Below are 25589 nucleotides of genomic sequence, written 5' to 3' on the forward strand. Positions count from 1 at the left end.
CCATCAGGGGCGCGGGGAACTGCGCGACCAGCCAAATACGGCCCGCACGCGACAGATGACCCCAGTAGAAGCCCACCCCCAACTCCGCGCCGGGTAACGGGTGGCGCGTGCCCCGAAACGGCGCCGACGCGCGAACTACAACCCCTGCCAGGCCGGCTTCGCCGCATAGGTAGCGCGGAAGTAGTCCGCGAGCTTCAACTTCGCGGCGGCCGCCTCATCGACCACCACCGTCGCATGCGGATGCAACTGGAGCGCCGACGCCGGCACCAGCGCGGAGACCGGCCCCTCCACCGACGCCGCCACCGCATCCGCCTTGCCCGCCCCCGTGGCCAGCAGCACCAGATGCCGGGCCTCCAGGATGGTGCCGATGCCCTGGGTGATGACATGGTGCGGCACCTGGTCGATGTCGCCGTCGAAGAAGCGGGCGTTGTCCACCCGGGTCTGCTCGGTGAGGGTCTTGATCCGGGTGCGCGAGGCCAGCGAGGAGCAGGGCTCATTGAAGCCGATGTGCCCGTCGGTGCCGATGCCCAGCAGCTGCAGGTCCACCCCGCCGGCCTCGGCCAGCGCCCGGTCATAGGCGTCACAGGCGCCCTGGACGTCCTCGGCCGTGCCATCCGGGCCCATAAAGGAGTCCACGGTCAGCCCCAGCGGCTCCACCACCTGGCGCAGCACCGTGGAGCGGTAGGACTCCGGGTGGTCGGCGGGCAGCCCGACATATTCGTCGAGCTGGCAGATGCGGGCCCGCGAGGGGTCCACGGCGCCCGACCGGACCTTGGCCTGAAGCGCCTGATAGACGGGCAGCGGGGTGGAGCCGGTGGCCACCCCGAGCAGGGCGTCGGGCTTACGGCGCAGCAGGGCGGCGATGGCCTCCGCGATGAGCTCGCCGCCTGCCTTGGCGTCCGGGACGATGACAACTTCCACGCTGGGGCCTGCCGATCTTGAAGGTGGGTCTTCGACGGTGGTATAGACCAATCTAACAGAGGCGTCCGGCCCGGTCTCCGGATGGCGGGGCATGCCAAGGCAGTTGGCTCACGGGGGGCCGGCCGGACCGGTCGCGCACCGGAGGCCGACTCGGGGCCGCGGTGCTGACCGGGACCCTCAACCCGGCCCGCACCGCAGCCCGGAGCGATATCGGCCGGTCCGCCGGAACGGGGTGTGCGGGCCCCGGGGCGGGGAGCGGCCGAGCGGAGGCCGGGCGCGGTCAGGGCAGAGAGCGCCGGGCCTCGATCCGCCCTCCGGTGCGGGGAGAGCGGAAGCCGTGCGCACATTGTGGACTAGACCATTCCTGGCTGTCCATGCCCGTGCACGGCCGGAAAGCGGCACCCGACCCTCCGGCACCACCGCTTCGGCGGAGCCGTACCACCGGCCGTCGGCGGAGCCGCACCACCGCCGTCGGCGGAGCCGGGGGAGAGGAACTAGGCTCACAGACGTGCCCTCCATGAACGACCTCGTACGCCAGCACACCACCCTCGACGACTCCGACCTGGAGTGGCTCCATCTGCTGGTCTCGGAGTGGCAGCTGCTCTCCGACCTCTCCTTCGCCGACCTGGTGCTGTGGATCCCCACCATGGACGGCACCCGCTATGTCTCGGTCGCCCAGATGCGTCCCAACACCGGCCCCACCTCGTACCAGAACGACATGGTCGGCCATCTGGTGCCGCGCGGCCGCCGCCCCATGCTGGACGCCGCCCTGGACGAGGGGCGGATTGTGCGCGAGGGCGATCCGGAGTGGCGCGAGGAGGTGCCGGTGCGGGTGGAGTCCATCCCGGTCCGCCGGGAGGGCCGGGTGCTGGGAGTGATCGCCCGCAATACCAATCTGCTGACCGTGCGCACCCCCAGCCGGCTGGAGCTCACCTATCTGCAGAGCGCCTCCGACCTCGCCCAGATGATCGCCGCCGGGGCCTTTCCCTTCCCTGGGCAACAAGTCGACATGGACGCCTCGCCACGGGCCGGTGACGGACTGATCCGGCTGGATGCGGACGGCATCGTCCAGTACGCCAGCCCCAATGCGCTCTCCGCCTACCACCGGCTGGGGCTGGCCGCCGACCTCGTGGGGCATCATCTGGGCGAGACCACCGCTCAGTTGGCACCCTCCCGGGGCCCGGTGGACGAGGGCCTGGCCAAACTCGCCAGCGGCTGGGCACCCCGGGAATTCGAGGTGGAGGCCAATGGCGGAGTCATCCAACTGCGGGCGATTCCCCTCAAACCCAAGGGAAATCACATCGGTTCACTGGTGCTGCTGCGCGATGTGACCGAACTGCGGCGCCGCGAGCGGGAATTGATCACCAAGGACGCCACCATCCGGGAGATCCATCACCGGGTGAAGAACAATTTGCAGACCGTGGCCGCCCTGCTGCGCCTCCAGGCCCGCCGGATCTCCTCGGCGGAGGGCCGGGAGGCGCTGGAGGAGGCGGTCCGCCGGGTCGGCTCCATTGCGATCGTCCATGAAACGCTGTCGCAGAACCTTGACGAGCGGGTGGAGTTCGACGAAATCGCCGACCGGGTGCTGGCCATGGTTTCCGAGATCTCCCCGGGCCGGGTGACCACCCGGCGGACGGGCCGCTTCGGAATCCTGGACGCCGAGGTCGCCACTCCGCTGTCCATGGTGCTGACCGAGTTGCTGCAGAACGCGCTGGAGCATGGGTTCGGGGCGGGGGAGCGGGGCACCGTCGAGGTCACCGCGGTGCGCGGCGGCAGCCGGACGGACGCCCGGTTGCTGATCTCCGTCCAGGACGACGGGCGGGGCCTGCCCGAGGGCTTCGATCCGCAGCGCGCGGGGAACCTGGGGCTGCAGATCGTCCGGACGCTGGTGGAGGGGGAGTTGGGCGGCACCTTCGATATGCGGCCGGCCACCGAGCGCGGCACCAGGGTGGTGCTGGACATTCCGGTACGGGCGGAGAAACCGTAGCGGTGCGGAGAAACCGTAGCCGTTTCGTTGCCGGCCGCGGCCCGGCGGCGCACAGCACTGAGCCCCGGACCTCAAAGAGATCCGGGGCTCAAAGCTGTCGCGTGCTCAGCACGGGGGATACTGCGCGCTGCGGCTCGGGGGGCGAGGGCAGTCGTCAGACAGGTGGCGTCAGGCGGTCGCGTTGCGCGCCCGGTTGCGAGCGGCGCGGCGCTTCATGGCGCGGCGCTCGTCCTCGCTGAGGCCACCCCAGACGCCGGAGTCCTGGCCGGACTCGAGCGCCCACTGCAGGCACTGCTCCATCACGGGGCAGCGACGGCAGACGGCCTTGGCTTCCTCGATCTGCAGCAGCGCAGGACCGGTGTTGCCGATGGGGAAGAACAGCTCGGGGTCTTCCTCGCGGCAAACGGCGTTGTGACGCCAGTCCATGGCTGCTCCATCTCCTCGTAATTGCGGCTACGTTGCTACGTTGCTTGTGAATGTGAACGCTTTCACGAATCCCCCCGCAAGGGAAGGGCCGACCTCCAGTCCTAAGACTGGTGCGGTCCAGGTAAGTGAGAGGGGGTTCGGGCAATTCAGGGAGCCGAGATGAGCGGCCGTCCCGATCGCCAAGAAGAGACTCGCAAACCTCGGCGGCGGATACAACCCCTTCTGGAAAGTTTTTTTTGATTCCTCGGTGTCGGCTAGGTCACAGCCGTACTTCCAGGGGGTGGAACCCAGCCTAAACGTTCGAGTGGAAGGACTTTCGCCCTCGTCACTCACACAATCACACGCAGTGCTCGCCGAACGCCTGTGAACGTCACGCTGGTACGCAGTCCCAGGTGGTCACCGTCCATCTGGAAGGGCAGCGGCACCTGCGAATGCAAGGTGAAGTCCGTCAGGTCGTGCAGCGACACCGCGTGTTTGCCCTGTGGTCCGCGCTCGGGGCTGGAGGCCAGCAGCTGCCGGCCGTAGCGGCCGGCCGTCAGAGTGCTCAGCTTGGTGAGTCCCAGCACGTCAAGGGCGGTGTCGAAGGACGCCTGGGGCAGCGCGTAGAGCGGCCGGTTGCCCAGATAGGTCCAGGGCGCGGTATTGCAGATTATCGACATGACGAGATTCTCGAGTGGCTCCCCGCCCGGCCGTTCGAGGGTGATCGTGCCATGTCTGCGGTCCGGCTCACCGAAGAACTGACGCATCACCTGTCGCACATACAGGGAGTGCGTCGAACGCTTGCCGCGCTCCCGTTGCTGCTCGACCCGGCCCACCACACCGGCGTCGAAGCCGAAGCCCGCGCAGAAGGTGAACCAGCGCGGGGGGACCCCCTCGTCCTGGGAGCCGGGGGTGCCGGCCGCATGGCCCAGGCCCACGGTGCGCTCGCTGCCCTCGCGCAGCGCGTCCAGCAGGGCGCCGGTGGCCTCGACCACATCATTGGGCAGGCCCAGGGCCCGGGCGAAGACATTGGTGGAGCCGCCGGGCACCACCGCCAGCCGGGGCAGGCCCTCCGGGTCGGGGCCCCGGTGCAGCAGGCCGTTGACCACCTCATTGACGGTGCCGTCCCCGCCGAGGGCGACCACCAGCTCGGTGTTGCCGCTCTCCGCGGCGGCCCGCGCCAGATCGCGGGCGTGGCCCCGGTACTCGGTGGTGGCGACCTCCAGTTTGAGGTCGCTGGCGAGCGCGTGCACCAGGACATCACGCGTACGGGCACTGGTGGTGGTGGCCGAAGGGTTGACCACAAGAAGCGCACGCATGCGCGCCAGCCTACCTACTTGTGGGTACACGCCTCATCTCCGGCCCGGCCGATCGACCGCGGGGGACGGTGGTGGCGGGGCTACCCTGCAAGGGTGAGCAGCAAGCAGTCCTCGTCGAAATCCGCCGGAACGGCCGCCGACCGATCCGCTGAAACGGCCGCCGGCCGGGCCCGGCCCGGATCCGTGCCCACCGGCCCCCGGCCGCCGCGCCTGACCGGCGCCGCGGCGCTGACCGCAGTGGAGGGGGTGGCACTGGCCGGCAGCGGGATCTATCTGCTGGCCATGGCGCTGCTGAGCAAGCCGGACAGCCTGCGCCAGGCGCTGACCGCCGGGGTGACGGTGCTGGTGCTGGCCGCCCTGCCGCTGGTGGCGGCGCGCGGGCTGTGGCTGCTGCGGCGCTGGAGCCGGGGCCCGGCGATCATCACTCAGCTGATGGCGCTGCCGGTGGCCTGGACCTTCTGCAACGGCGGCGGAGCGCTGATCGCGGCGGGCGCGGCCCTGGCGCTGGCCGCCGTGGTCACCCTGGTACTGCTGGTGAACCCCACGGCGACCGAGGCGCTGGGCATCGGCCCGCGCGAGGACTGAACCCCCCGGGGACCGGCCCGGCGCTCACTCCTCGACCAGCAGCCGGTCCCTGAGCTGGGCCAGCGTGCGGGCCAGCAGCCGGGAGACATGCATCTGGGAGATGCCCACCTCCTGGGCGATCTGGGACTGGGTCATATTGCCGAAGAACCGCAGCAGCAGGATCTTCTTCTCCCGAGGCGGCAGGTCCTCCAGCAGCGGCTTGAGGGACTCCCGGTACTCCACGCCCTCCAGCGCCTCGTCCTCGGCGCCCAGGGTGTCGGCCACCGCCGGGGACTCGTCGTCGGTGTCCGGCACATCCAGGGAGAGCGTGCTGTAGGCGTTGGCGGACTCCAGCCCCTCCAGCACCTCCTCCTCCGAGATGCCCAGGTGCTCGGCGAGCTCATGCACGGTGGGCGCGCGGCCGTGCCGCTGGGAGAGCTCCGCGGTGGCGGTGGTCAGCGACAGCCGCAGCTCCTGAAGCCGGCGCGGCACCCGCACCGCCCAGCCCTTGTCCCGGAAGTGGCGCTTGATCTCGCCCACCACCGTGGGGGTGGCATAGGTGGAGAACTCCACGCCGCGGTCGGGGTCGAACCGGTCCACCGACTTGATCAGGCCGATGGTGGCGACCTGGGTCAGATCGTCCAGCGGCTCGCCCCGGTTGCGGAACCGCCGGGCCAGGTGCTCCACCAGCGGCAGATGCATCCGCACCAGGTGGTTGCGCAGCTCGGCCCGCTCGGGTGACCCCATGGGCAGGGCACGCAGCTCCACGAACAGGGCCCGGGCTCCGCTGCGGTCCTGCGGATCGGGGCGCTGCCCGGTGTGGTGCTGGTACTGGTCCATGTGGTCCGCCCGCTCCGGTGGGTCACTCGCCTGGTCCGGCTCCAGGGCCGCGGCGCTTCCCGAACCGTTCCGGGCGGGCTGCTGCGGGATGGCCGGGGTACGCACTTCCCGCGACGATGCAGTACTCACGGAGCCCCCTCTTCCGTCACGGCTGTCCGGGGCCGGCGCCGCGCTTCTTGTGCAGGCTGATGCTGACCGTACGGTCGTCCGCGACGGTGGAGTCAACCTCGCCGGCCAGTGCGGAGAGCACCGTCCAGGCGAAGGTGTCGCGCTCGGGTGCGCGGCCGTCCGTGGTGGGTGCCGAGACGGTCACCCTGAGGGCGTCACCGACGAGTCGGAAGACGCAGCTGAGCACGGACCCGGGAACGGCCTGTTGCAGGAGGATGGCGCATGCCTCGTCCACGGCGATGCGCAAGTCCTCGATTTCGTCGAGGGTGAAGTCCAGTCGGGCCGCGAGACCGGCGGTGGCCGTTCGTAGCACCGACAGGTAGGCACCCGCAGCGGGCAGCCGGACTTCCACGAAGTCCTGGGTCGTCCCAGGCGCGCCTGCGATTGGGGACACCCTCACCTCCAAGGTGGCACAAGCTTCTTGAGCTGTTATGAGCGTCGGCCCCCGTTCCCCTCCGTCGAAGGGTGACACAGGCCGCCGCGGCACATTTCCGGCTGCGACGCTATCGCGATCTGTGGATCCCTGCCGCAACCCCGCGACTGTCACTCATGGTAAACCCATGAGTACGGAACGTGGCTAGGGGTCTGCGGTCCCAAATCGAAAGAGAAGTCGCCCTGTTGGGATTTTCGTCACTCTGCGCGAGTGCCGCAAGGGCTTCTCCGCAGAAGTGCCGAAGAGCTCAATCCATCGTCGCCCGGCCCCCGATGGGAGCGGTGGCCGTGGCGGGGGATTCGTCCCGGTCCCGCACTGACCACGTGAAACGGCGCCGGGCGCGATCAAGGACGGTCGGCACGGCGGACGCGCCGCCGACGCCCGCAGCCCGGGTAAGGGCCCTTCCCCATCCGGCGCGAGAGATTTCGCTGTGTAGCGAAGACCTCGGGAACGGGGCGGCCCGGCCGACCGGTTCGGCTTCCGTACGGGCGTCCCGGCCACCGGCATCGTCACTCTCCGCTATCGGCGCGGAGGCCCGAGGACGCGCCCGGCACGCCGCCGTGCGCATCCTGCCCATGCCCCAGCGCCCCTTGCAGCGTGGCGAGTTCACGGATCATGCGGGCATGGTAGGGCATGTCCAATGGCTCTTGGGGCGCCCCGTCGGGGGCGCGGGGCGGCTGCGGCATGCGGCTCCGCCGCGTGGGCGCGACCAGCCAAAGACGACCCGCACGTGACATGTGACCCGGAAAATGGGGCCGCTCATACCAGGTGCGCGTCCACATAGCACCAGCGCCAGTTCTGTCCCGGCTCGAAGCTGCGCATCACCGCGTGCCCGGTCTCCTCGAAGTGGGCCGTGGCATGCCGCCCCGCCGAGGAGTCACAGCAGCCGACGTGTCCGCACACCAGGCACAGGCGCAGCTGCACCGGGTGGCCGCCGTCCGCCGCGCAGCCTTCGCAGGTGGCGCTCAGCGGCGCCGGTTCGGGGCGCGGCAGCCCCGCGAGGTGGGAACAGTCGATCATGATTGCCAGGTTAGAGCGCCCAGCCGAGGAGCCGCCATGGACGTCATGCCCCTGCTGTTGCTGGTCGCGGTCAGTGCGGCGATCGCCGGGGCGGCCCGGCGCACCCCGGTGCCCGCGCCGCTGCTGCTGGTCGCGGCCGGCCTGGTGGCCTCGTATCTGCCCGGAGTGCCCGGCTATGCACTCCAACCCGAGGTGGTGCTCCCGCTGTTGCTGCCCCCGCTGCTGCACACCGCCGCCCTGGAGAGTTCCTATCTCGACCTGCGTGCCAATCTGCGTCCGGTGGCGCTGCTGTCCGTCGGCTATGTGCTGTTCGCCACGCTGGCCGTGGGCTGGGCGGCCTATCTGGTGGTGCCCGGACTGCCGCTGCCCGCCGCCCTGGTGCTGGGCGCGGTGGTGGCCCCGCCGGACGCGGTGGCCGCCACCGCCATCGCCCGCCGACTGGGGCTGCCCTCCAGGATCACCACCATCCTGCAGGGCGAGTCGCTGGTGAACGACGCCACCGCGATCACCGCCTACAAGGTGGCGCTGGCCGCGGTGGTGGGGACCGGCGTCGGCTGGGCCCAGGGCATCGGGGAGTTCGCCATGGCGGCGCTGGGCGGCATCGCGACCGGGCTGGTGCTGATGGTGCCGCTGCACTGGCTGCGCAAGCGGCTGCGTGACCCGCTGCTGCAGAACACCCTGTCGCTGCTGATCCCCTTCGCCGCCTACGCCGCCGCCGAACAGCTGGGCGCCTCCGGGGTGTTGGCGGTGGTGGTGGTCGGCCTGTACCTGGGACACCGGGCCTGGCAGGTGGACTTCGCCACCCGGCTCCAGGAGGAGGCGGTGTGGCGGATGGTCTCCTTCATCCTGGAATCAGTGGTGTTCGCCCTGATCGGCCTGCAACTGCCGGTGGTACTCAGGGGACTTGGCGCCTATGGCCTGGGGCAGGCCCTGTGGTACGCGCTGGCGGTCTTCCTGGCGGTGGTCGTCTCACGCTTCCTCTGGGTCTTCCCGGCGACCTTCCTGCCCCGGGCGCTGTCCGCCCGGATCCGCGAGCGCGAGCCGGACACCGACGCCCGGGGCGTGGTGGTAGTCGGCTGGGCCGGGATGCGCGGGGTGGTATCCCTGGCCATCGCCTTCGCGATCCCGGTCACCGCCCACCACGGCAGTCCCTTCCCGGCCCGGAACCTGATCCTCTTCCTGACCTTCGGCACGGTGATCGGCACCCTGGTGGTGCAGGGCCTGACGCTGCCGCCGCTGATCCGGGCGCTGCGCCTGCCCGGCCGGGACGAGCAGGCCGAGACCCTGGTGGAGGCCCAGGCGCAGAGCGAGGCCTCGCTGGCCGCCGAACGCCGCCTGGAGGAACTGCTGGCGGACGAGCGCAACGCCCTGCCGCAGCCGCTGGCCGACCGGCTGCGGGCGGTGCTGGAACGGCGCCGCAACGCGGTCTGGGAGCGGCTGGGCGCGGTGCACCAGGTCACCGGGGAGTCGGTGGACGCCACCTACCGGCGGCTGACCCGGGAGGTGATCGGCGCGGAGCGCGCGGTCTTTGTGGCACTGCGGGACGCCCGGCGGATCGACGACGAGATGCTGCGTACGCTGCTACGGCGGCTGGACTTCGAGGAGGCGGCGGCCTACCGGGAGGAGGAGTAGTAGTCCGCGGCCCCGGTGACCACCACGGCCACCGAGGTGCCCGGGGCGAACGCGCCCTCCCGCAGCAGCGTGGTCACCCCGTACAACGCCTTGGCGACATAAAGCCGTTCCAGGCCGATATCGTGCAGTTCTCCGAACTCCCTGGAGAACTCCTCCAGTTCGGGAGAGGTACGGGCATAGCCCCCGCAGTGGAAGCGCTCCTCCAGCCGCCAGTTCCCGCGCCGCCCGCCGAAGGCCGCCCGCTGCAGCCGCTCCACCTCGGCGCCCAGGAACCCGCCCTTGAGCACCGGGAAACCGATCGCCCGCTGGTCCGCGGCCAGCCCCGCGGCCAGCCCGGCGAGGGTGCCGCCGGTACCACAGGCCACCGCCACCACTTCGGCGGCGCCGCGCAGTTCACGCCCCAGCGCCGTACAGCCGCGGGCGGCCGCCGCGTTGCTGCCGCCCTCCGGGATGACCAGGCAGTCCTCGGGCACCAGGGCGGCCAGCACCTCGGGCTCGGCCTTGCGCCGGTAGGTGGCGCGGTCGATGAAGCGCAGCTCCATGCCGTCGGCCGCGCAGCGGGCCAGCGAGGGGTTGAGCGGGCGGCCGGCCAGCTCCTCGCCGCGTACCACCCCGATGGTGCGGAAACCCAGCAGCCGTCCGGCGGCGGCGGTGGCCCGCAGATGGTTGGAGTAGGCGCCGCCGAAGGTGAGCAGGGTGCGCCGCCCGGCCTCGGCGGCGGCCAGCAGATTGGGCTCCAGCTTGCGCCATTTGTTGCCCGGCAGCTCGGGGTGTATCAGGTCGTCCCGCTTGAGCAGCAGCCGCACCCCGCGCCGGGTGAACCGGTCGTCCGCGACCTCGGTGAGCGGGGAGGGCAGACGGGGCCGCAGGGCGGCCAGGGCGGCGGCGGGGCTGGTCACCCGTCCATTGTCACCCGTCCATCGTCACCCGGCGCCGCTCACTCCGGCGGGGCGGCCGGGTGCCCGGCCAGCCGGTCCCGGACCCGGGCGCGCAGCCGGTCCATGGTGAAGCCGGTGGGGTCCACCTTGCCCGGCCGCCACTCGCGGTGGCCGATCACCGAGCGCTCGGTCCAGCCATGGCGGCGGCAGAGGGCGGCCGCGGTACGGGCGATTGCCGCCAGCTGGTCCGCCGGCCAGGGGTCCCGGCCGTCGCCCAGGTTGACGCACTCCAGGCCGTAGAAGTGGGTGTTGCCATCCGCGTCCGCCTTGTGCACCGGGGGCAGCGGACGCTCCTCGATCACCGCCCGCAGGACGTCCGAGTCCCCGCGGCCCGCGTGATTGGCCCGGCCGTGGCCCACCAGATGGATGGTGCCGTCCTTGGCGATCACGCCATGGCACAGCGGGCCGGGCAGCCCCTCCCGGCCGTCCCGGCAGAGCCGGACGGTGTCCGTGGTGCCGCTGGTGGCGGTGTGGTGGACCACGATGCCGTGCACCGGGCCCCAGGGGCCATGGCCCGCCCGGTTGTGGGTGCGCCAGCCGGGCACCTCGCGCACGGCGCAGCCCGCGCCCCGGAGCGCGGAGAGGAAGTCGCTCGCGGACAACGGCGGGGCCATGGCGGTCTCCTGTAACGGCGGGTGAGGGAGATGGCGGGTGGGGACAATGGCCCTGTTGTACCGAAAAGTTCGCAGGTGGTCCGGGTGTTCGGATATCGTGCGAGCCGATTCGGCCGAGTGCCGGAGCAGCCAGCCGGTACCGACAGCGCGAGGACACAAGGACGTGGACTACCAGGCCGTACTAGAGGAGGTCGCCGCCTTCGCCCGCCCGCTGGTCGGCCGGGGCCAGGCGGCCGACTACATCCCGGCGCTGGCCGGGGTGGACACCGGCCAGTTCGGCATGGCCGTCGCCGATGTGGACGGCGGGCTGTACGGCGTGGGGGACTGGGAGCGGCCGTTCTCCGTACAGTCCATCTCCAAGGCCTTCGGACTCGCCCTGGTGCTCGCCGAGGGCGGCGACCTGATCTGGGAACGGGTCGGCACCGAACCGTCCGGAAACGCCTTCAACTCCCTGGTGCAGCTCGAATACGAGAACGGCATCCCGCGCAATCCCTTTATCAACGCGGGCGCCCTGGTGGTCACCGACCGGCTGCAGACCCTCACCGGGGACGCCAGCACCACCCTGCTGGAGTTCCTGCGGGCCGAGAGCGGCAACCCCGAGGTGTCCTTCGACCCCGAGGTGGCCCGGTCCGAGTCCGAACACGGCGACCGCAATGCCGCCCTGGCCCACTTCATGGCCAGCTACGGCAACCTCGACAACCCGGTGCCCACGGTGCTGGAGCACTACTTCTGGCAGTGCTCCATCGAGATGAGCTGCCGCGACCTGGCCCTGGCCAGCGGGTTCCTGGCCCGGCACGGACTGCGCACGGACGGCAGCCGGCTGCTGCCCCGCCGGGAGGCCAAGCAGATCAACGCGGTCATGCTGACCTGCGGAACCTATGACGCGGCCGGCGACTTCGCCTACCGGGTGGGCCTGCCGGGCAAAAGCGGAGTGGGCGGCGGCATCATCGCCGTGATACCGGGCCGCTGCACCCTGTGCGTCTGGAGCCCCGGCCTGGACTCCCGGGGCAACTCGGTGGCCGGAGTGGCCGCGCTCGACCACTTCACCACCCTCACCGGATGGTCGGTGTTCTAGGCGCCGTTGCGGGGACCGTTCCGGCACCCCGGGCGCGGTGGCAGGGCGCGAAGCGGTGGCGCATCGTGGGTGCGAGGACACCAGGAGGTGGGCACATGGAACACGAGTTGCGAGCCGAGTACGCGGCCGGCAGCTCCCCGGCCGACGAGGACCCGGCGGTCAAGACCTGGCATGTGGTGCGCCCGGAGGAGGGTGCCAGGGCCATGTGCGGCCGGGATCTGGACCCCGCCTCGGCGGTCCGCTCGGTGGACCTCTGGGGCACCGGCAAGGTGCCGATCTGTCACTCCTGTGGGGCGCTCTTTCTCCGCGAGTCGCCGTAGTGGACCACCGCGAACGTCCCTCCCGGGCCATCCCCGGGGCGGTGGTGTGGACACGGACGGCCTCCGTGACGCCCCTGCGCGTCCTCCCGGACGGCTGCCTGGACCTCATCTGGACCGGTGAACGGCTGCTGGTGGCGGGCCCGGACACCGGCGCTCACCTGGTGACCGGCGCCCCCGGCGGCACCGCCACCGGAGTACGCCTCGCCCCCGGCACCGGCCCCGCCCTGCTGGGCGTACCCGCCGCGGAACTACGCGACCTCCGGGTACCACTGGCCGACCTATGGCCGGAACACCGGGTGCGCCCGCTCCACCAGCGCATGGCGGAATCCACGGCCCCGGGACGTGCCCTGGAAGAGGCCCTGCGCCCGGCGGAGGACGCGCCCTGGCCGGGCCGCGATCCGCTGACCGCCGGCCTCCTCGCGGGCGCCCGCCGGGGCCGGCCGGTATCCGCCCTGGCCGCCCAACTCGGCGTGGGCGAACGCCGGTTGCACCGGCACAGCCTGCAAGTCTTCGGCTACGGACCCAAGATGCTGACCCGGATACTCCGCATGCGCCAGGCCCTGACCCTGGCCCGCGCCGGCCACCCCTTCGCCCAACTGGCCACCACCTGCGGCTACGCCGACCAGTCCCATCTGGCCCGCGAAATCAGGGCCTTGACGGGCGTCCCCCTGCGCGAACTCATCCCCTGAGGGTGCCCCCTCAGGGGCGCGGGGCCGCGACATCATGCGGCTCCGCCGCGTGGGCGCGACCGGCCACGCACGGCCCGCGGCCGACCGGCAAGAGTCGCCGGCAGACGGCCCGGTGGGCGCAACGCGGCTCAAACGCAACTAGCGCCCCAGCGGGGCGAAAAGATCAACCCCATTACCATCCGGATCCCGGACCACCGCATACCGCTGCCCCCAAAACGCATCCCATGGCGCCCGCACCCCCTCGTAACCGGCGCCCGTCAACTCCCCGTAAACCCGGTCCACTTCTTCCGGTCCGTCACACAGAAACGCCAGACCGAGCCGCCCCGGACCGGGCGGTGGCGGGGCCTCGTCCAGGGCTGCCGCGCTGTCCCACATCAGCCGGAGGCCGCCCGGCAGGGCAGCCTCCACATGCGGTTCCTTATCGGCCCCGGGCGGCAGGTCCAGGCCGAGGCGGCGGTAGAAGGCGAGCGAGGCGGCCATGTCGGAGACCACGATGCCGATGGCGTCGAAGCGAGGTGTCATACGGCGAGGCTAGGCACCCGGCGGCCGCCCCGTCTTGAACGTTTCGGACAGCCGCCGCTCAAGGGCAGCGGATGACCTGCCCCGCATACGACAGGTTCCCGCCGAAGCCGAACAGCAGCACCGGCGCTCCCGACGCCACCTCGCCGCGTTCGACCAGCTTGGACAGGGCGAGCGGGATGCTGGCTGCCGAGGTGTTGCCGGACTCGGTGACATCGGTGGCGATCACCGCGTTGACCGCGCCCAGCTTGCGCGCCACCGGCTCGATGATGCGCAGATTGGCCTGGTGCAGCACCACTGCCGCCAGCTCCGCCGGCTCGATTCCGGCCCGCAGGCACACCTCGCGGGCGATGGGCGGCAGCTGGGTGGTGGCCCAGCGGTAGACGGACTGGCCCTCCTGGGCGAACACCGAGGGCGAGCCCTCGATGCGTACCGCATGGCCCATCTCCGGGACCGAGCCCCACAGCACGGGGCCGATGCCGGCCTCCTCGGCCGCGGAGACCACCGCCGCGCCCGCGCCGTCGCCGACCAGCACACAGGTGGTGCGGTCGGTCCAGTCGGTGACCGAGGTGAACTTCTCCACCCCGATGACCAGCGCGTTCCTCGCCGCCCCGGCGCGAATCGCATGGTCCGCGCTGGCCAGGGCGTGGGTGAAGCCGGAGCAGACCACATTGACGTCCATCACCGCGGGCGAGGGCAGCCGCAGCCGGGCGGCCACCCGGGCCGCGGTATTGGGGCTGCGGTCCACCGCGGTGCAGGTGGCGACCAGCACCAGGTCGATCTCCTCGCGGGCCAGCCCCGCCGCGGCCAGCGCCTTGGCCGCCGCCTCGGCGGCCATGAAGTCAACGGTCTCCTCCGCGCCGGCCACCCGGCGGGTGCGGATGCCGACCCGGGAGCGGATCCATTCGTCGCTGGTATCGACCATCCCCGCCAGTTCGTCATTGGTGAGAACCCTGGCGGGCTGGTAGTGGCCCAGGGCCAGAACACGAGACCCGGACATCGGTGGTTCCTCCTGCGCGCGTGATCCGGAACCACCAGTGTTGATGGACCACCGCCGGGATCAGGTGCGAGAACGACCAATGTTCCGGCCGGAATACTGGGCGCACCCCACAGCGCCCGCCGCGCGCCTAGTGCGAGCCGTCCACCACGGTGCCGGTGTGGACCTTCTCCCCGGCCTTGTCCGCCGCCTTGTCCGCGGCCGTCTCCTCCGACGCGGAGGCCGCGGCGGCAGCGGTTCCGCCGTCGTTCTTCATCGCCTTGGCCTCGCTCTTGAGGATGCGCATGGACTTGCCGAGCGCCCGCGCCGCGTCCGGCAGCTTCTTGGAGCCGAAGACGACGACCACGATCAGCACAACCACCAGGAGGTGCCAGGGTTCCAGGGCGTTGCGCAGCATGTGTGTCCCCACTTTCTCGGCCGCTTGGAGCTACTTGGATGCCCGCATCGGTGCTTTCACCATACTTGCTAGATTGCGCAACCTGACAACCAAAAGCAGTGGTCATCCGTCTATACGTAGGGGAACGACGGGATGACCCCCGGAGCGGATGAGGTCGCGCAGAATGACGGGCAGGCGGGGCAGGCGCGAGCGCCGGCGAATGCGTACCTTCACCATCGTCGCGGTCTCCTTCCTGGTGCTGCTCACCGCCGGAGCCGGCTGGCTCTATCTGGAGCTCAACGGCAACATCAACACCTTTGACGCCGACGGGCTTTCCAAGAACCGGCCCGGCGCCTCCGCCGCCGGCAAGAACGTCCTGGTCATCGGCTCCGACTCCCGCGCGGGGGACAACAAGAAGCTCGGCGGCGGGCAGGGTGACGTCGGCCGCTCGGACACCACCTTCCTGCTGCATGTCTATGGCGACGGCGAGCACGCGGTAGGCGTCTCCATACCCAGGGACACCCTGGTGGACATTCCGCCGTGCAAACTGCCCAACGGCAGCTGGACCAGCGGCGCGAGCCGGCAGATGTTCAACTCGGCCTTTTCGGTGGGTGATACCGCCAAGGGAAATCCGGCCTGCACCCAGAACACCGTGGAGAAACTCACCGGACTGCGGGTGGACCACACCATCGTGGTGGACTTCGCCGGGTTCTCCTCGATGACCTCCGCCGTGGGCGGGGTGGACGTCTGTGTGCCCAAGGATCTCTACCAGGGCGACCTCAACCCCAACCTGGGCTCACGCGGCGAGCTGGTCTTCCACAAGGGAGAGCAGAAGGTCTCCGGGCAGAAGGCGCTGGACTATGTCCGGGTCCGGCACGGCATCGGTGACGGCTCCGACATAGGACGAATACAGCGGCAGCAGGCATTCGTCTCGTCGATGATCAAGAAGGTGAAGTCCGAGGGCTTCGACCCCACCACCCTGCTGCCACTGGCCAACGCCGCCACCAAGTCGATGACCGTGGACCCGGGACTGGGCTCGGCGCAGAAGCTGCTCTCCTTCGCCATGTCGATGAAGAACATCGATCTGCACAACATCAAGTTTGTGACCATGCCCTGGCGTTACCAGGGCAGCCGGGTGGCCGTGGTGGAGCCGGACGCCGACCGGCTGTGGGCCGCGCTGCGGGCGGACGAGACCGTGGACGGCAAGGACGCCGGCAAGAAGGGCGCGAAGAAGGACGACAAGCCCTCCCCCTCCGCCCCCGTCTCCGGCGCCGGGGTGAGCGTCTCCATCACCAATGCCACCCGGATCAACGGGCTGGCCGCCCGGGCCGCCGGAGCACTGAAGGAACACGGCTACCGGATCACCGCCACCGCCACCTCCGCCACCCGGGACGAGGCCACCACGGTGATCGACTTCGGGCCGGGTGAGGCGGATCACGCCCGCACCCTGGCCAGGCTCTTCCCCGGCGCCTTTGTGCGTGGCACCGCGGACCATGGGATCGCGGTCACCCTCGGCCGTGACTACGCCACCGCATCGGCCTCGCCGAGCCCCTCCGCATCGTCCTCCGCACCCGTACCCTCGGAGGTGGCCGAGAAGGCCAGGTCGGCGGATGACAATCCCTGCTCCAACCTCACCTACGGGTGACGGCGGGAAAGCCGGGAACCGGGCCTTGGGGAGTTCCGTTGTCCAGGTGTACACAGAGTCAGTTCGTGATCTTGATGAGTGACCGTTCCATCGCTCGCCCTCCGAGGAGAGTTCCCATGTCCGTCACCCGGGCACTGTCCAGGCCGCTGCCGGCCCTGTTCGCGGGGCTGCTCGCCGCGCTGCTGGTGCTGGCGGGGGCGATGCTGTACGCACCCCCGGCGCATGCCGCCGGCGGGGTGAGCGAGGTGGCCGACCACCTCAAGAAGAGCCCGGTCTATGTGGACCCGCGGATGTCCTCGCAGCTGTCCTCCTCGGACGCGGAGGCGCTGGCCAAGAAGATCAAGGACGCCGACAAGCCGGTGTTTGTCGCGGTGCTGCCCAACACCTCGGAGTTTCCGCCGGACTCGATCATGAACAACCTGCGCACCGAGGTCGGCATCTCCGGCGTCTACGCCATCCGGCTCGGCGACAAGTTCAATGCCCACGCCGACGGCAGGGTGCTCTCCAAGAACGCGGTACAGAACCTCACCTCCGATGCCAGGGCCAACAACAGCAGCGCCAATGCCGAGCTGACCGCCTTCGTTGACGGCGCCGTCAAGACCGCCAAGGGCCATGCCCCCGGCTCCTGGGGCGGCTCCGGCAGCTCCGCCGCCGGCCTGGCCGTGGGCGCCGCCGTGGTGGTGGCCGGTGGCGCGGGCGCCTTCGTCCTGGTCCGCCGGGCCAGGAGGAAGCGCGAGGAGCGCGAGCGCGCCGAGCTCCAGCAGCTGCGCGTGGTGGTGGACGAGGACATCACCGCCTTCGGCGAGGAGCTGGACCGGCTGGACTTCAACCCCGGCCAGCCCGGCGTCAGCGACGATATGCGCAAGGACTACGAGCGGGCGCTGGACGCCTATGAGGACGCCAAGGCCAAGATGGAGGCGGCCAAGCGGCCGCAGGATGTGACGGCCGTCACTCAGGCGCTGGACGAGGGCCGGTTCGCCCTGGCCACGCTGGCCGCCCGCCGCTCCGGCTACCCGCTGCCCGAGCGCCGGGTGCCCTGCTTCTTCGACCCGCGCCATGGGCCGTCCGTCCAGGATGTGCCCTGGGCCCCGCCGGGCGGCGCGGTGCGCACCGTCCCGGCCTGCCAGGCCGACGCCACCCGGCTGGCCTCCGGGCAGGAGCCCATGTCCCGCACCGTCCAGACCGCCCAGGGCCCCCAGCCGTACTGGAACGCCGGCCCCGCCTACGGCCCCTGGGCCGGCGGCTACTTCGGCGGCGGCCTGCTGCCGGGCCTGCTGGTGGGCACCATGCTCGGCAGCATGCTGAGCACCCCCGCCTACGCATACGGCGGTGACGGCGGCTTCGGCGGCGCGGAGGGCGGCGACTTCAGCGGTGCCGACTTCAACTCCTCGGACTTCTCCGGCGGTTGGGACGGCGGCGGCGGAGACTTCGGCGGTGGCGACAGCGGCTTCGGCGGCGGCGACTGGTAACCGAGCCAGGTCACTGATGGGACGGGCCGAACCGGACTCTCCGGTTCGGCCCGTCCGTCATTTCCCCGTCTTCGTTCCCTGCGCGTCTTCCTTCCGCTTCCTTCCGCTTCCTTCCGCGTTCAGAGCCAGCGCCGCCGGGCCAGCCACAGGCCCGTCCCATAGAGCACCAGCACCACCGCCAACAGGCCGTAGTACAGCGGCGGCAGCACCGACATGGACAGCACCGGCCCCAGCGGGGACACCGGCAGCAACAGCCCCAGCACCGACAGCCCGGCCACCGCCGCCCGCAGCGGCCCCGGCACCCGGGAACCCCCGGCCGCCGCCCGCCCCGAGCGCAGCAGCACCATCACCATCGCCTGGGTCAGCAGGTTCTCGGTGAACCACCCCGAATGGAAGGCGGTCTGCCCCTGCTGCCCGCCCAAGGACCGCAGCGCCAGGGCCAGTACGCCGAAGGTCGCCAGGTCGGCCGCCGCGTTCAGCAGACCGAAGCCGGTGACAAAGCGCACCAGGGACCGCGGCCGCAGCAGCGCCGGACGGGAGCCCGCCCCCGTGCCCGGCCGGTCGAAGGCCAGCGCCAGCTGGGCCGCGTCAAAGCAGAGGTTCTGCACCAGTACCTGGGCCGGGAGCATGGGCAGGAAGGGCACCAGCAGCCCGGCCGCCAGCATGGCGATCACATTGCCGAAGTTGGAGGACAGGGTGATCCGCAGATAGGCGGCGATATTGCCGGTGCTGCGCCGTCCGGCGTCCACGGCCCGGTCCAGGGCGGTGAGATCCTTGGCGGTCAGCACCACATCCGCGGCCTCGCGCACCACATCCACCGCGTCCCTGGGACAGATGCCCACATCCGAACCGGACAGCGCCGCCAGGTCGTTGACGCCATCGCCCAGGAAGCCGGTGGGGCGGCCGCCGTCCCGCAGGGCCGCCACAATACGTGCCTTGTGCTCGGGGGCGCAGCGGGCGAAGACCGTGGTGCCGGCCGCCAGTCGCGCCAACTCGCCCTGGTCCAGGGCGTCGATCCGGTCGGCGGTGACCACCTGGCCCGGTTCCAGGCCCAGTTCACGGCAGACCCGGGCGGCCGTGCCCGGGTGGTCGCCGGTGAGCACCTTGACCTCGATGCCACGGGCGGCGAGTGCGCCCAGGGCATCGGCGGCGGTGGGCGTCACCGCGTCGCGCAGCGCCACCAGGCCGGTGAACTCCAGCCGGTGCTCGTCCGCCGGGCCATAGGGGCCGGGGCGCGCGGGCCGTTCGGCGCGGGCCACGGCCAGCACCCGCAGCCCCTGGGCGGCCAGTTCGGCGGCCCGGGCCAGCTGGCGCTCGCGCTCCGGCGGACTCAGGGCGCAGCGCTGAAGGACGTCCTCCGGAGCCCCCTTGACCACCAGCAGATGACGGCGGTCGAAGAGGGGGGCCGGGGCGGGCCGTACCACGGCGGTGGCCAGCCGGCGGCCCGGACCGCAGGGCAGCGCGGCGACTCCCTCGTACTCCTCCTGGCCGCCCGCCCCGGGCAGGTCCTCGGCGGCGGCCAGTACGGCCTCGTCCAGGGCGTCCGGCATGGGGGGTTCGGCCAGTTGCAGCGTCCATAGGGCGTTGACGGCGGCCCAGCGCAGCACCTCGGGATCGTCCCGGCCGTCCGGGCCGACCGCCCGGTGGAAGACCGGCTGGTCCTGGGTGAGGGTGCCGGTCTTGTCCACACAGAGCACCTGGACGGCGCCCAGGTCGTGCAGGGCCGGCAGCCGCCGCACGATCACCTGGCCGCCCCGGGCCAGCCGGGCGGCGCCCCGGGCCAGTACCGCGGTCACCACCACCGGCAGCATTTCCGGGGTGATGCCCACCGCCACGGCCACCGCGAAGGGCACTGCCTGAAGTCCCCGGCCGCTCAGCAGGGCGTCGGTGATCAGCACCAGCGGGGCGGTGAGCAGCATAAAGCGGATCAGGGTCCAGGCAATGCCGTTGACCGACCGGTCGAAGGGGCTGGGCAGCCGCCGCCCCGGGCGCCGGCCCCCGGCGAAGGCGCCGGACAGCGCGGTGTCCGCACCGGTGGCGATCACCACCCCGGTGCCGCTGCCGGAGACCACACTGCTGCCCTGAAAGCACAGCTGGGGCCGGTCGAAGCCGCCGCCCGCCGCTCCGTCCTCGTAGTCGTGCCCGGCCGGGTGTTTGCCCACCGGGGCCGATTCCCCGGTCAGGGCCGCCTGGTGGACGGTCAGTCCGGTGGCGCGCAGCAGCCGCAGATCGGCGGGGACCAGGTCACCGGGGCCGAGCAGCACCACATCGCCCGGGACCAGCTGGTCCACCGGGACCTCCCGGGCGGCGGGCGGGGACCCGGCGGTGGCCCGGCGGCGTACGGTCGCGGTGCCGGCCACCAGCCGGCGGAGGGCGGCGGTGGCCCGTTCGGCGCGGTGCTCGCCGGTGGCCCGCAGCACACAGCTGACCGTCACCAGGATGGCGATCACACAGACGGTGCCCCAGGAGGCGAGCACCGCGGAGATCACGCCCAGGCCGATGAGCACGGCGGTGAACGGGTCCCGCAGGCCGCGGGCGAAGCGGCGGGGCCAGGAGTCGGTGCGCCGCCCGGGCGGCAGATTCTCGCCGTACCGGGCCAGCCGGTTCTCGGCCTCCGCCTCGGTCAGCCCGCGCGGTCCGCTGTCCAGGGCCCGCAGCACCTGGAGGGTGGTGCGGGGGCCGGGGGTCTCCGGTGTCCTCGGCCCGGCGGCCGGGCCGGCCTCAGGCGCCCAGACCACGGAGGTGTCCGGCACCGGCCCGCGGTCCAGCATCCGCCTGGCGGTCGGAGAGCTGGCCGACCATACGGCGGACAATGGTCACCACATCGGGATCGTCCACCAGGTACACCACCCGGCGCCCCTCACGGCGGGAGCGCACCAGTCCGGCCAGCTTGAGCTTGGCCAGGTGCTGGCTGATGGCGGGCAGCGCGCCGCCGACCCGCTCGGCCAGGCCGCTGACATCGCTCTCCCCTTGGGCCAGGGCCCAGACCAGGTGCAGCCGGGCGGGCGAGGCGAGCAGGCCGAAGGCGGCGGCGGCCTCGGCCAGGACCTCCGCCGAGGGGTCGTCGAAGCCTCCTTCGAGCGCCTCGAATCTGCCGACGCCTGCCGCCACTGTCGCTCTCCGTCCCTTGGGGGGCACTTCTCATCCCGGGCGGGACCAGTTTAGGCAACCTCGTCCGAACAACCGGGGGAACAGGTGAGCGAGGGTTCCTTCTTGCCGCCGGGCTGCCCGCCGCGGGGCCGGGCCACAGTGATCAATGCGGGGGCGCGTGCCTCAGGGCGGGGGCAGCGCCGGGAACCCCGGCGGCGGCTCCGGGAAACCGGACGGCGGCCGTAGGGACGGAAGGGCGGGCGGCCGGGAATCCCCGTCACCCTTCTTCTCGCCGGACAGGCCCTTGGCCACGGTGAAGAAGACCACGCCGATCGCCAGCGACAGCAAGGTGAAGAAGGCCAGTGCCGCCAACTGGCCGCCCGCCCTGGCCCGTACCCGTCCGTCACCCGGCGGCGTGGCCGTGGCCCGGTCCGGACGGCCCGCCGGATAGCGCACCACCACCGCGTCCCCCTCGAAGACGGTGGCGGACCCCGCCTCCTCGAAGCGATGGGTCCGGCCGTCCGGGGTGCTGAACTCATAGACATGGAGCAGGGAGGAGCTGGACGACTCCCGATGCCCCTGGCGCCGCGTGGTGGTGACCTCATACGCCCGCAGACAGCGCCCCTCGGCGGTCAGCCCGCTGTACCAGGCCGCACGGATACGGCGGTGCCGGATGAGTACCCACACCATTCCGGTAAGGCTGCAGACCACTAAAAATCCGGGTATGGCGGGAAGAAGGTAGGTAAACACCGGCTCATTCAACAGGGTTGCCCTTGGTCCAGGCCAACGCCCCGTCAGATTACGGCGCCCAGCGGCCCCCTCGCACCCGGCGCCGCAGCACCCACCCGGACAAATCCCGGTCCCAGTCCAAGAGTTGGGACTCCCGGAAGGGCGCAAAACAGACCGCACCCGGCCCATCATCTGGACCGGGTGCGGAAGGACCGGCCGCGCGAGACAAGATGCGCGCGCCGGATCGCCTGGGACTGGCTCAGGCCTTCTTGGTCTCCCAGAAGATCCGGTCGATCTCGGCGATCAGCTCCAGCGCCTTCTCGCCCGTCTTCGGGTCGTTGGACGCCTTGGCCGCGCTCAGCGCCTTCAGGGTGTCATTGACCAGCTGGTGCAGCTGGGGGTACTTCTCGAAGTGCGGGGGCTTGAAGTAGTCGCTCCACAGCACGGAGACATGGTGCTTGGCCAGCTCGGCGCGCTGCTCCTTGATGATCAGGGCCCGGGTACGGAAGTCCGGGTCCTCGTTGGCCTGGTACTTCTCCTGGACGGCCTTGACGGACTCCGCCTCGATGCGGGCCTGGGCCGGGTCGTACACGCCGCAGGGGAGGTCGCAGTGCGCGCTGACCTTCACCTTCGGAGCGAACAGGCGGGAAAGCATAAGGTGCTGTCCTTCCTCGTGATCGTCTTCTCAGGTGCGAGATTACTCGGTGTGGGAAGGCTTTTCCCGGGTGCCCCGGCAGGCTTAGGACGAAAGTCCGGTGCCGTCCGGGACCGGATGGAGATTGGACCGGGAGTGAGGTGCCGTGGTGCAGGAGCAACTGGACGAGCGCGGGCAGGAGCTGGACCGCGAACGTCGCGGACTGCTGCGGATCGGGCTGGCCGAGGTCTACAACCCGTCGATGGTCCCGACTCTGAATCCGGGGGACCAGCTGGTCGTCCAGTACGGAGCGGTGGTACGGCCGGGGAATGTGGTGGTGGTGCGCCACCCGTTCCGGCAGGATCTGCTGATCGTCAAGCGCGCGGTGGAACGGCGCGACGGCGGCTGGTGGGTGCTGGGGGACAACCCTCTGGTGGAGAACGACAGCCGGGAGTTCGGCACGGTCCCCGACGAACTGGTGGTGGCCCGGGCCTGGATCAGGCTGCGCCGCCCGCCGGCGCCCGGCGGCCGGTCCGCGGCCGCCCTGCTGAGGTGGGTGTGCTCGGCGGTACGGCCGATGCGCGGGGTGGGCTATCCCGGGCGCTCGCTCTCCCGGCGCTTGCGGGCGCGGTAGGCGGCCACATTGGCTCGGGTGGCGCAGCGGTCGGAGCAGTAGCGCCGGGAGCGGTTGGTGGAGGTGTCCAGATAGGCGTTGCGGCAGGGCGCGGCCTGGCAGATGCCCAGCCGGTCCACGCCCAGTTCGGTGAGGTGGACCGCCAGGCCCATGGCCGCGGTCGCGGTGTAGCCGGCGGCGGCGTTGCTGGCGTGGTCGGCGATATGCATATGCCACAGCGGACGGCCGTCGGCGTCCCGCTGCTCATGGCCGGAGATCTGGGGGCTGACCGGGAACTCCATCAGCAGGGCATTGAGCAGGTCCACGGCCCGTACCTCGTCGCCCTCGTCCGCGGCCTCGAAGACCGCGCGCAGCCGGGTGCGTACGCTGCGCATCCGGGTCACATCGCTGTCGGTGAGCCGGCGGGCCATCTGGGAGTTGGCGCCGAACAGGGCCCGGGCTGCCTCGATGGAGGTGAGGGTGTCGGTGCCGCGCGCCGGCTCTTCGGTGTTGACCAGCCGGACGGCGAAGTCCGAATAGAGGGCCAGTTCCACGGGAATCCTTCTGCGGCTGGGCCGGGTTGGTAACGGATGTCGTTACCACGAGGGTATTACACGTGGGGGGTTGGCGGGGGGTTCGGGTTGTGAATCCGGGTGGTGAAAGGGCGCCCGGCGGGGCCATGCGGCCGCCGCCGGGCGTTCGTACCTCAGAGTCTCTCAGAGCGCTCTCAGAGCATCCTCAGAGCACCTTGGAAAGGAAGGACCTGGTCCGCTCGTGCTGGGGATTGGTCAGCACCTCCCGGGGGTGTCCGGACTCCACCACCACGCCGTTGTCCATAAAGACGATGGAGTCGCCCACCTCGCGGGCGAAGCCCATCTCATGGGTGACCACGACCATGGTCATGCCGTCCTCCGCGAGGCCGCGCATCACATCCAGGACATCGCCGACCAGCTCCGGGTCCAGGGCGGAGGTGGGCTCGTCGAAGAGCATCAGCTTGGGCTCCATGGCCAGGGCGCGGGCGATGGCCACCCGCTGCTGCTGACCGCCGGAGAGCTGGGAGGGGTAGTTGCCCGCCTTGTCGGCCAGGCCCACCCGGTCCAGCAGCTTCAGCGCCCGCTCCCGGGCCACCGCCTTGGTCTCCCGCTTGACCTGGACCGGCGCCTCCATGACGTTCTCCACCGCCGTCATATGCGGGAAGAGGTTGAAGCGCTGGAAGACCATCCCGATGTCCCGCCGCTTGGCGGCGACTTCGCGGTCCTTGAGCTCATAGAGCTTGTTGCCCGACTGGCGGTAGCCGACCAGGTCGCCGTCCACATACAGCCGCCCGGCGTTGATCTTCTCCAGGTGGTTGATACAGCGCAGGAAGGTGGACTTGCCGGAGCCGGACGGGCCGATCAGGCAGAACACCTCGCGGGGGGCGACCTCCAGGTCGATGCCCTTGAGTACCTGGGTGGCGCCGAAGGACTTGTGTACGCCCTCGGCCTTGACCATCGCTGTCATCGGGCCTCCTGGGGGCGTCGCAGGGTGAGCATGTTCGCCTTGATCTTCTGCCAGGGCGTGGGCGGCAGTTGGCGCAGCGAGCCGCGAGCGAACCGCCGTTCCAGGTAGTACTGGCCGACGCTGAGCACGCTGGTGAGCACCAGGTACCAGGCGGCGGCGACCAGGAGCATCTCCACCGTCGCGCCGGATGTCTGACCGATGTTGGTGGCCGCCTGCAGCAGGTCGTAGTACTGAACGGCGATCACCAGCGAGGTGGTCTTGAGCATATTGATGAACTCATTGCCGGTGGGCGGCACGATCACCCGCATCGCCTGCGGCAGCACCACCCGGCGCAGGGTCTTGGCGTGGCTCATGCCCAGCGCGTGCGCGGCCTCGGTCTGGCCCTCGTCCACCGCCTGGATGCCGGCCCGGCAGATCTCGGCCATATACGCGGCCTCGTTCAGGCCGAGCCCCAGCAGGGCGGCCAGGAACGGGGTCATAAACGAGGACCAGTAATCCTTGTAGAACGGCATCAAGTTGATGTACTTGAAGACCAGGCCCAGGTCGAACCACATCAGCAGCTGCACATACACCGGGGTGCCACGGAAGAACCAGATATAGGCCCAGGCGATGGAGGATGTGACCGGGTTCTTGGACAGACGCATCACGGCCAGGATGATGCCGAGGACGACACCCAGAACCATGGACAGAATGGTGATGGTGATGGTGTTGCGGACGCCCTTGAGAACGTTGGCGTCAAAGAAGTAGTCCGGAACAGCGTTCCAGTTGATGTTGCCCTGTGCGAAAGCGTTGATCAGTGCGCCCAGTACGGCGAGGGCGATGGCCGCGACGATCCAACGGCCGTAGTGCCGTACGGGGATGGCCCTCAGTGTCTGGGGGGCGGGGGCCTTGTCGTGGGGGGCGGCGTCGGACGGTTCACCGTCCGGCTCGGCCTTGTCCTTGCCGGAACCGGCCTTGTCGGCAACGGAGTCGGCCTTGTCCTTGCCGGGATTGGCCTTGTCTGACCCGGTTTTCGCCTCACCGGGCTCGCTGCCGGGCTGGTCGTCGGCCTCGGCCTCGGCTTCGGCCTTGGCCTTATCGGAACCGTCCGAG

The 25589-nt window shown here is 70.9% G+C and carries 26 protein-coding genes and 1 pseudogene; 9 read left to right on the forward strand and 18 right to left on the reverse strand.

Annotated features, from left to right (window positions below; all coding sequences use genetic code 11):
* Window positions 1-135 precede the first annotated feature (135 nt).
* Entirely contained in the window at window positions 136-921 is a 786-nt protein-coding gene (nagB, locus tag CV755_RS28870) for a glucosamine-6-phosphate deaminase (RefSeq protein ID WP_109283184.1), read from the reverse strand.
* A gap of 517 nt (window positions 922-1438) precedes the next feature.
* Between nagB and CV755_RS28875 the strand changes: the two genes are divergently transcribed.
* A complete protein-coding gene (locus CV755_RS28875; RefSeq protein WP_109283185.1) occupies window positions 1439-2908 on the forward strand; it encodes a sensor histidine kinase in 1470 nt (489 codons plus the stop codon).
* A 168-nt stretch (window positions 2909-3076) separates the two neighbouring features.
* On the opposite strand, the gene CV755_RS28880 is transcribed toward CV755_RS28875, so the two are convergent.
* Both CV755_RS28880 and CV755_RS28885 read right to left on the reverse strand, forming a co-directional pair.
* Complete coding sequence (locus CV755_RS28880; protein WP_004937597.1) at window positions 3077-3334, reverse strand: WhiB family transcriptional regulator; 258 nt, start codon at window positions 3332-3334, stop codon at window positions 3077-3079.
* A gap of 329 nt (window positions 3335-3663) precedes the next feature.
* Window positions 3664-4632: a diacylglycerol/lipid kinase family protein gene (locus tag CV755_RS28885; protein WP_109283186.1), complete on the reverse strand. Its 969-nt coding sequence runs from the start codon at window positions 4630-4632 to the stop codon at window positions 3664-3666.
* Window positions 4633-4725: 93 nt separating this feature from the next.
* On the opposite strand from CV755_RS28885, the gene CV755_RS28890 reads away from it, so the two are divergent.
* Window positions 4726-5217 (forward strand): hypothetical protein, encoded by a 492-nt coding sequence (locus CV755_RS28890; RefSeq protein WP_422070598.1) that lies wholly within the window; start codon window positions 4726-4728, stop codon window positions 5215-5217.
* A 24-nt stretch (window positions 5218-5241) separates the two neighbouring features.
* Here the strand turns inward: CV755_RS28890 and CV755_RS28895 are convergent, their stop codons facing one another.
* The 3 genes from CV755_RS28895 to CV755_RS28905 form a co-directional block, all read right to left on the reverse strand.
* Window positions 5242-6126, reverse strand: a complete 885-nt coding sequence (locus tag CV755_RS28895; protein ID WP_109283593.1) for an RNA polymerase sigma factor SigF — start codon at window positions 6124-6126, stop codon at window positions 5242-5244.
* Window positions 6127-6181: 55 nt separating this feature from the next.
* Window positions 6182-6598: an ATP-binding protein gene (locus tag CV755_RS28900; protein WP_109283595.1), complete on the reverse strand. Its 417-nt coding sequence runs from the start codon at window positions 6596-6598 to the stop codon at window positions 6182-6184.
* Window positions 6599-7396: 798 nt separating this feature from the next.
* Complete coding sequence (locus tag CV755_RS28905) at window positions 7397-7657, reverse strand: UBP-type zinc finger domain-containing protein (RefSeq protein WP_109283188.1); 261 nt, start codon at window positions 7655-7657, stop codon at window positions 7397-7399.
* A gap of 36 nt (window positions 7658-7693) precedes the next feature.
* On the opposite strand from CV755_RS28905, the gene CV755_RS28910 reads away from it, so the two are divergent.
* Window positions 7694-9289: a Na+/H+ antiporter gene (locus tag CV755_RS28910; RefSeq protein ID WP_109283189.1), complete on the forward strand. Its 1596-nt coding sequence runs from the start codon at window positions 7694-7696 to the stop codon at window positions 9287-9289.
* On the opposite strand, the gene CV755_RS28915 is transcribed toward CV755_RS28910, so the two are convergent.
* Together CV755_RS28915 and CV755_RS28920 are read right to left on the reverse strand one after the other, a co-directional pair.
* On the reverse strand, window positions 9271-10188 hold the full coding sequence (locus CV755_RS28915; RefSeq protein WP_109283190.1) for a 1-aminocyclopropane-1-carboxylate deaminase/D-cysteine desulfhydrase: 918 nt from the start codon (window positions 10186-10188) through the stop codon (window positions 9271-9273). The two genes, CV755_RS28910 and CV755_RS28915, sit on opposite strands and share 19 nt — an antisense overlap.
* A 38-nt stretch (window positions 10189-10226) precedes the next feature.
* Entirely contained in the window at window positions 10227-10841 is a 615-nt protein-coding gene (locus CV755_RS28920; protein ID WP_109283191.1) for an N-acetylmuramoyl-L-alanine amidase, read from the reverse strand.
* A 163-nt stretch (window positions 10842-11004) separates the two neighbouring features.
* Here CV755_RS28920 and CV755_RS28925 point away from each other — a divergent pair, with 163 nt between their 5' ends.
* From CV755_RS28925 to CV755_RS28935, 3 genes are all read left to right on the forward strand, one after another.
* The gene (locus tag CV755_RS28925) at window positions 11005-11916 is read left to right on the forward strand and encodes a glutaminase (protein WP_109283192.1); all 912 of its coding nucleotides are present in this window, start codon (window positions 11005-11007) and stop codon (window positions 11914-11916) included.
* Window positions 11917-12011: 95 nt separating this feature from the next.
* Complete coding sequence (locus tag CV755_RS28930; protein WP_109283193.1) at window positions 12012-12236, forward strand: hypothetical protein; 225 nt, start codon at window positions 12012-12014, stop codon at window positions 12234-12236.
* Window positions 12237-12301: 65 nt separating this feature from the next.
* Window positions 12302-12925: a helix-turn-helix transcriptional regulator gene (locus CV755_RS28935; RefSeq protein ID WP_241561434.1), complete on the forward strand. Its 624-nt coding sequence runs from the start codon at window positions 12302-12304 to the stop codon at window positions 12923-12925.
* A gap of 138 nt (window positions 12926-13063) precedes the next feature.
* On the opposite strand, the gene CV755_RS28940 is transcribed toward CV755_RS28935, so the two are convergent.
* The 3 genes from CV755_RS28940 to tatA all read right to left on the reverse strand — a co-directional run bounded on the left by CV755_RS28940 (window position 13064) and on the right by tatA (window position 14838).
* Window positions 13064-13447, reverse strand: coding sequence for a VOC family protein (locus tag CV755_RS28940; RefSeq protein ID WP_109283194.1), 384 nt, complete (start codon window positions 13445-13447; stop codon window positions 13064-13066).
* A 58-nt stretch (window positions 13448-13505) separates the two neighbouring features.
* On the reverse strand, window positions 13506-14444 hold the full coding sequence (locus CV755_RS28945; protein ID WP_109283195.1) for a beta-ketoacyl-ACP synthase III: 939 nt from the start codon (window positions 14442-14444) through the stop codon (window positions 13506-13508).
* A 127-nt stretch (window positions 14445-14571) separates the two neighbouring features.
* The gene (gene tatA, locus CV755_RS28950; protein ID WP_109283196.1) at window positions 14572-14838 is read right to left on the reverse strand and encodes a Sec-independent protein translocase subunit TatA; all 267 of its coding nucleotides are present in this window, start codon (window positions 14836-14838) and stop codon (window positions 14572-14574) included.
* Window positions 14839-15037: 199 nt separating this feature from the next.
* Between tatA and CV755_RS28955 the strand changes: the two genes are divergently transcribed.
* Both CV755_RS28955 and CV755_RS28960 read left to right on the forward strand, forming a co-directional pair.
* Window positions 15038-16462: an LCP family protein gene (locus CV755_RS28955; RefSeq protein ID WP_422070599.1), complete on the forward strand. Its 1425-nt coding sequence runs from the start codon at window positions 15038-15040 to the stop codon at window positions 16460-16462.
* Between the two features lie 116 nt (window positions 16463-16578).
* The gene (locus CV755_RS28960) at window positions 16579-17931 is read left to right on the forward strand and encodes a hypothetical protein (protein ID WP_109283198.1); all 1353 of its coding nucleotides are present in this window, start codon (window positions 16579-16581) and stop codon (window positions 17929-17931) included.
* 119 nt (window positions 17932-18050) lie between these two features.
* On the opposite strand, the gene mgtA is transcribed toward CV755_RS28960, so the two are convergent.
* The 4 genes from mgtA to sodN form a co-directional block, all read right to left on the reverse strand.
* Window positions 18051-20702: a magnesium-translocating P-type ATPase gene (gene mgtA, locus CV755_RS28965; protein WP_109283199.1), complete on the reverse strand. Its 2652-nt coding sequence runs from the start codon at window positions 20700-20702 to the stop codon at window positions 18051-18053.
* Complete coding sequence (locus tag CV755_RS28970; RefSeq protein ID WP_109283200.1) at window positions 20653-21042, reverse strand: ArsR/SmtB family transcription factor; 390 nt, start codon at window positions 21040-21042, stop codon at window positions 20653-20655. The genes mgtA and CV755_RS28970 overlap by 50 nt, the downstream gene beginning before the upstream one ends.
* Window positions 21043-21204: 162 nt before the next feature.
* A complete protein-coding gene (locus tag CV755_RS28975; RefSeq protein WP_109283201.1) occupies window positions 21205-21711 on the reverse strand; it encodes a DUF3592 domain-containing protein in 507 nt (168 codons plus the stop codon).
* A gap of 298 nt (window positions 21712-22009) precedes the next feature.
* Window positions 22010-22405 (reverse strand): superoxide dismutase, Ni, encoded by a 396-nt coding sequence (gene sodN / locus CV755_RS28980; RefSeq protein ID WP_109283202.1) that lies wholly within the window; start codon window positions 22403-22405, stop codon window positions 22010-22012.
* A gap of 148 nt (window positions 22406-22553) precedes the next feature.
* Here sodN and sodX point away from each other — a divergent pair, with 148 nt between their 5' ends.
* Window positions 22554-23018 (forward strand): nickel-type superoxide dismutase maturation protease, encoded by a 465-nt coding sequence (gene sodX, locus CV755_RS28985; RefSeq protein WP_193553516.1) that lies wholly within the window; start codon window positions 22554-22556, stop codon window positions 23016-23018.
* On the opposite strand, the pseudogene CV755_RS28990 reads toward sodX, so the two are convergent.
* The 3 genes and pseudogenes from CV755_RS28990 to CV755_RS29000 all read right to left on the reverse strand — a co-directional run.
* A pseudogene (locus CV755_RS28990) lies at window positions 22985-23551 on the reverse strand (CGNR zinc finger domain-containing protein); the annotation flags it as partial. The gene sodX and the pseudogene CV755_RS28990 overlap by 34 nt on opposite strands.
* A 184-nt stretch (window positions 23552-23735) precedes the next feature.
* Window positions 23736-24488: an amino acid ABC transporter ATP-binding protein gene (locus CV755_RS28995; protein WP_109283204.1), complete on the reverse strand. Its 753-nt coding sequence runs from the start codon at window positions 24486-24488 to the stop codon at window positions 23736-23738.
* 5 nt (window positions 24489-24493) lie between these two features.
* Window positions 24494-25366, reverse strand: coding sequence for an amino acid ABC transporter permease (locus tag CV755_RS29000; RefSeq protein ID WP_109283601.1), 873 nt, complete (start codon window positions 25364-25366; stop codon window positions 24494-24496).
* Between the last annotated feature and the right edge of the window lie 223 nt (window positions 25367-25589).

The sequence above is a fragment of the Streptomyces orinoci genome, assembly GCF_003121295.1.
In the GTDB taxonomy this organism is placed as follows: Bacteria; Actinomycetota; Actinomycetes; order Streptomycetales; family Streptomycetaceae; genus Streptomyces; species Streptomyces orinoci.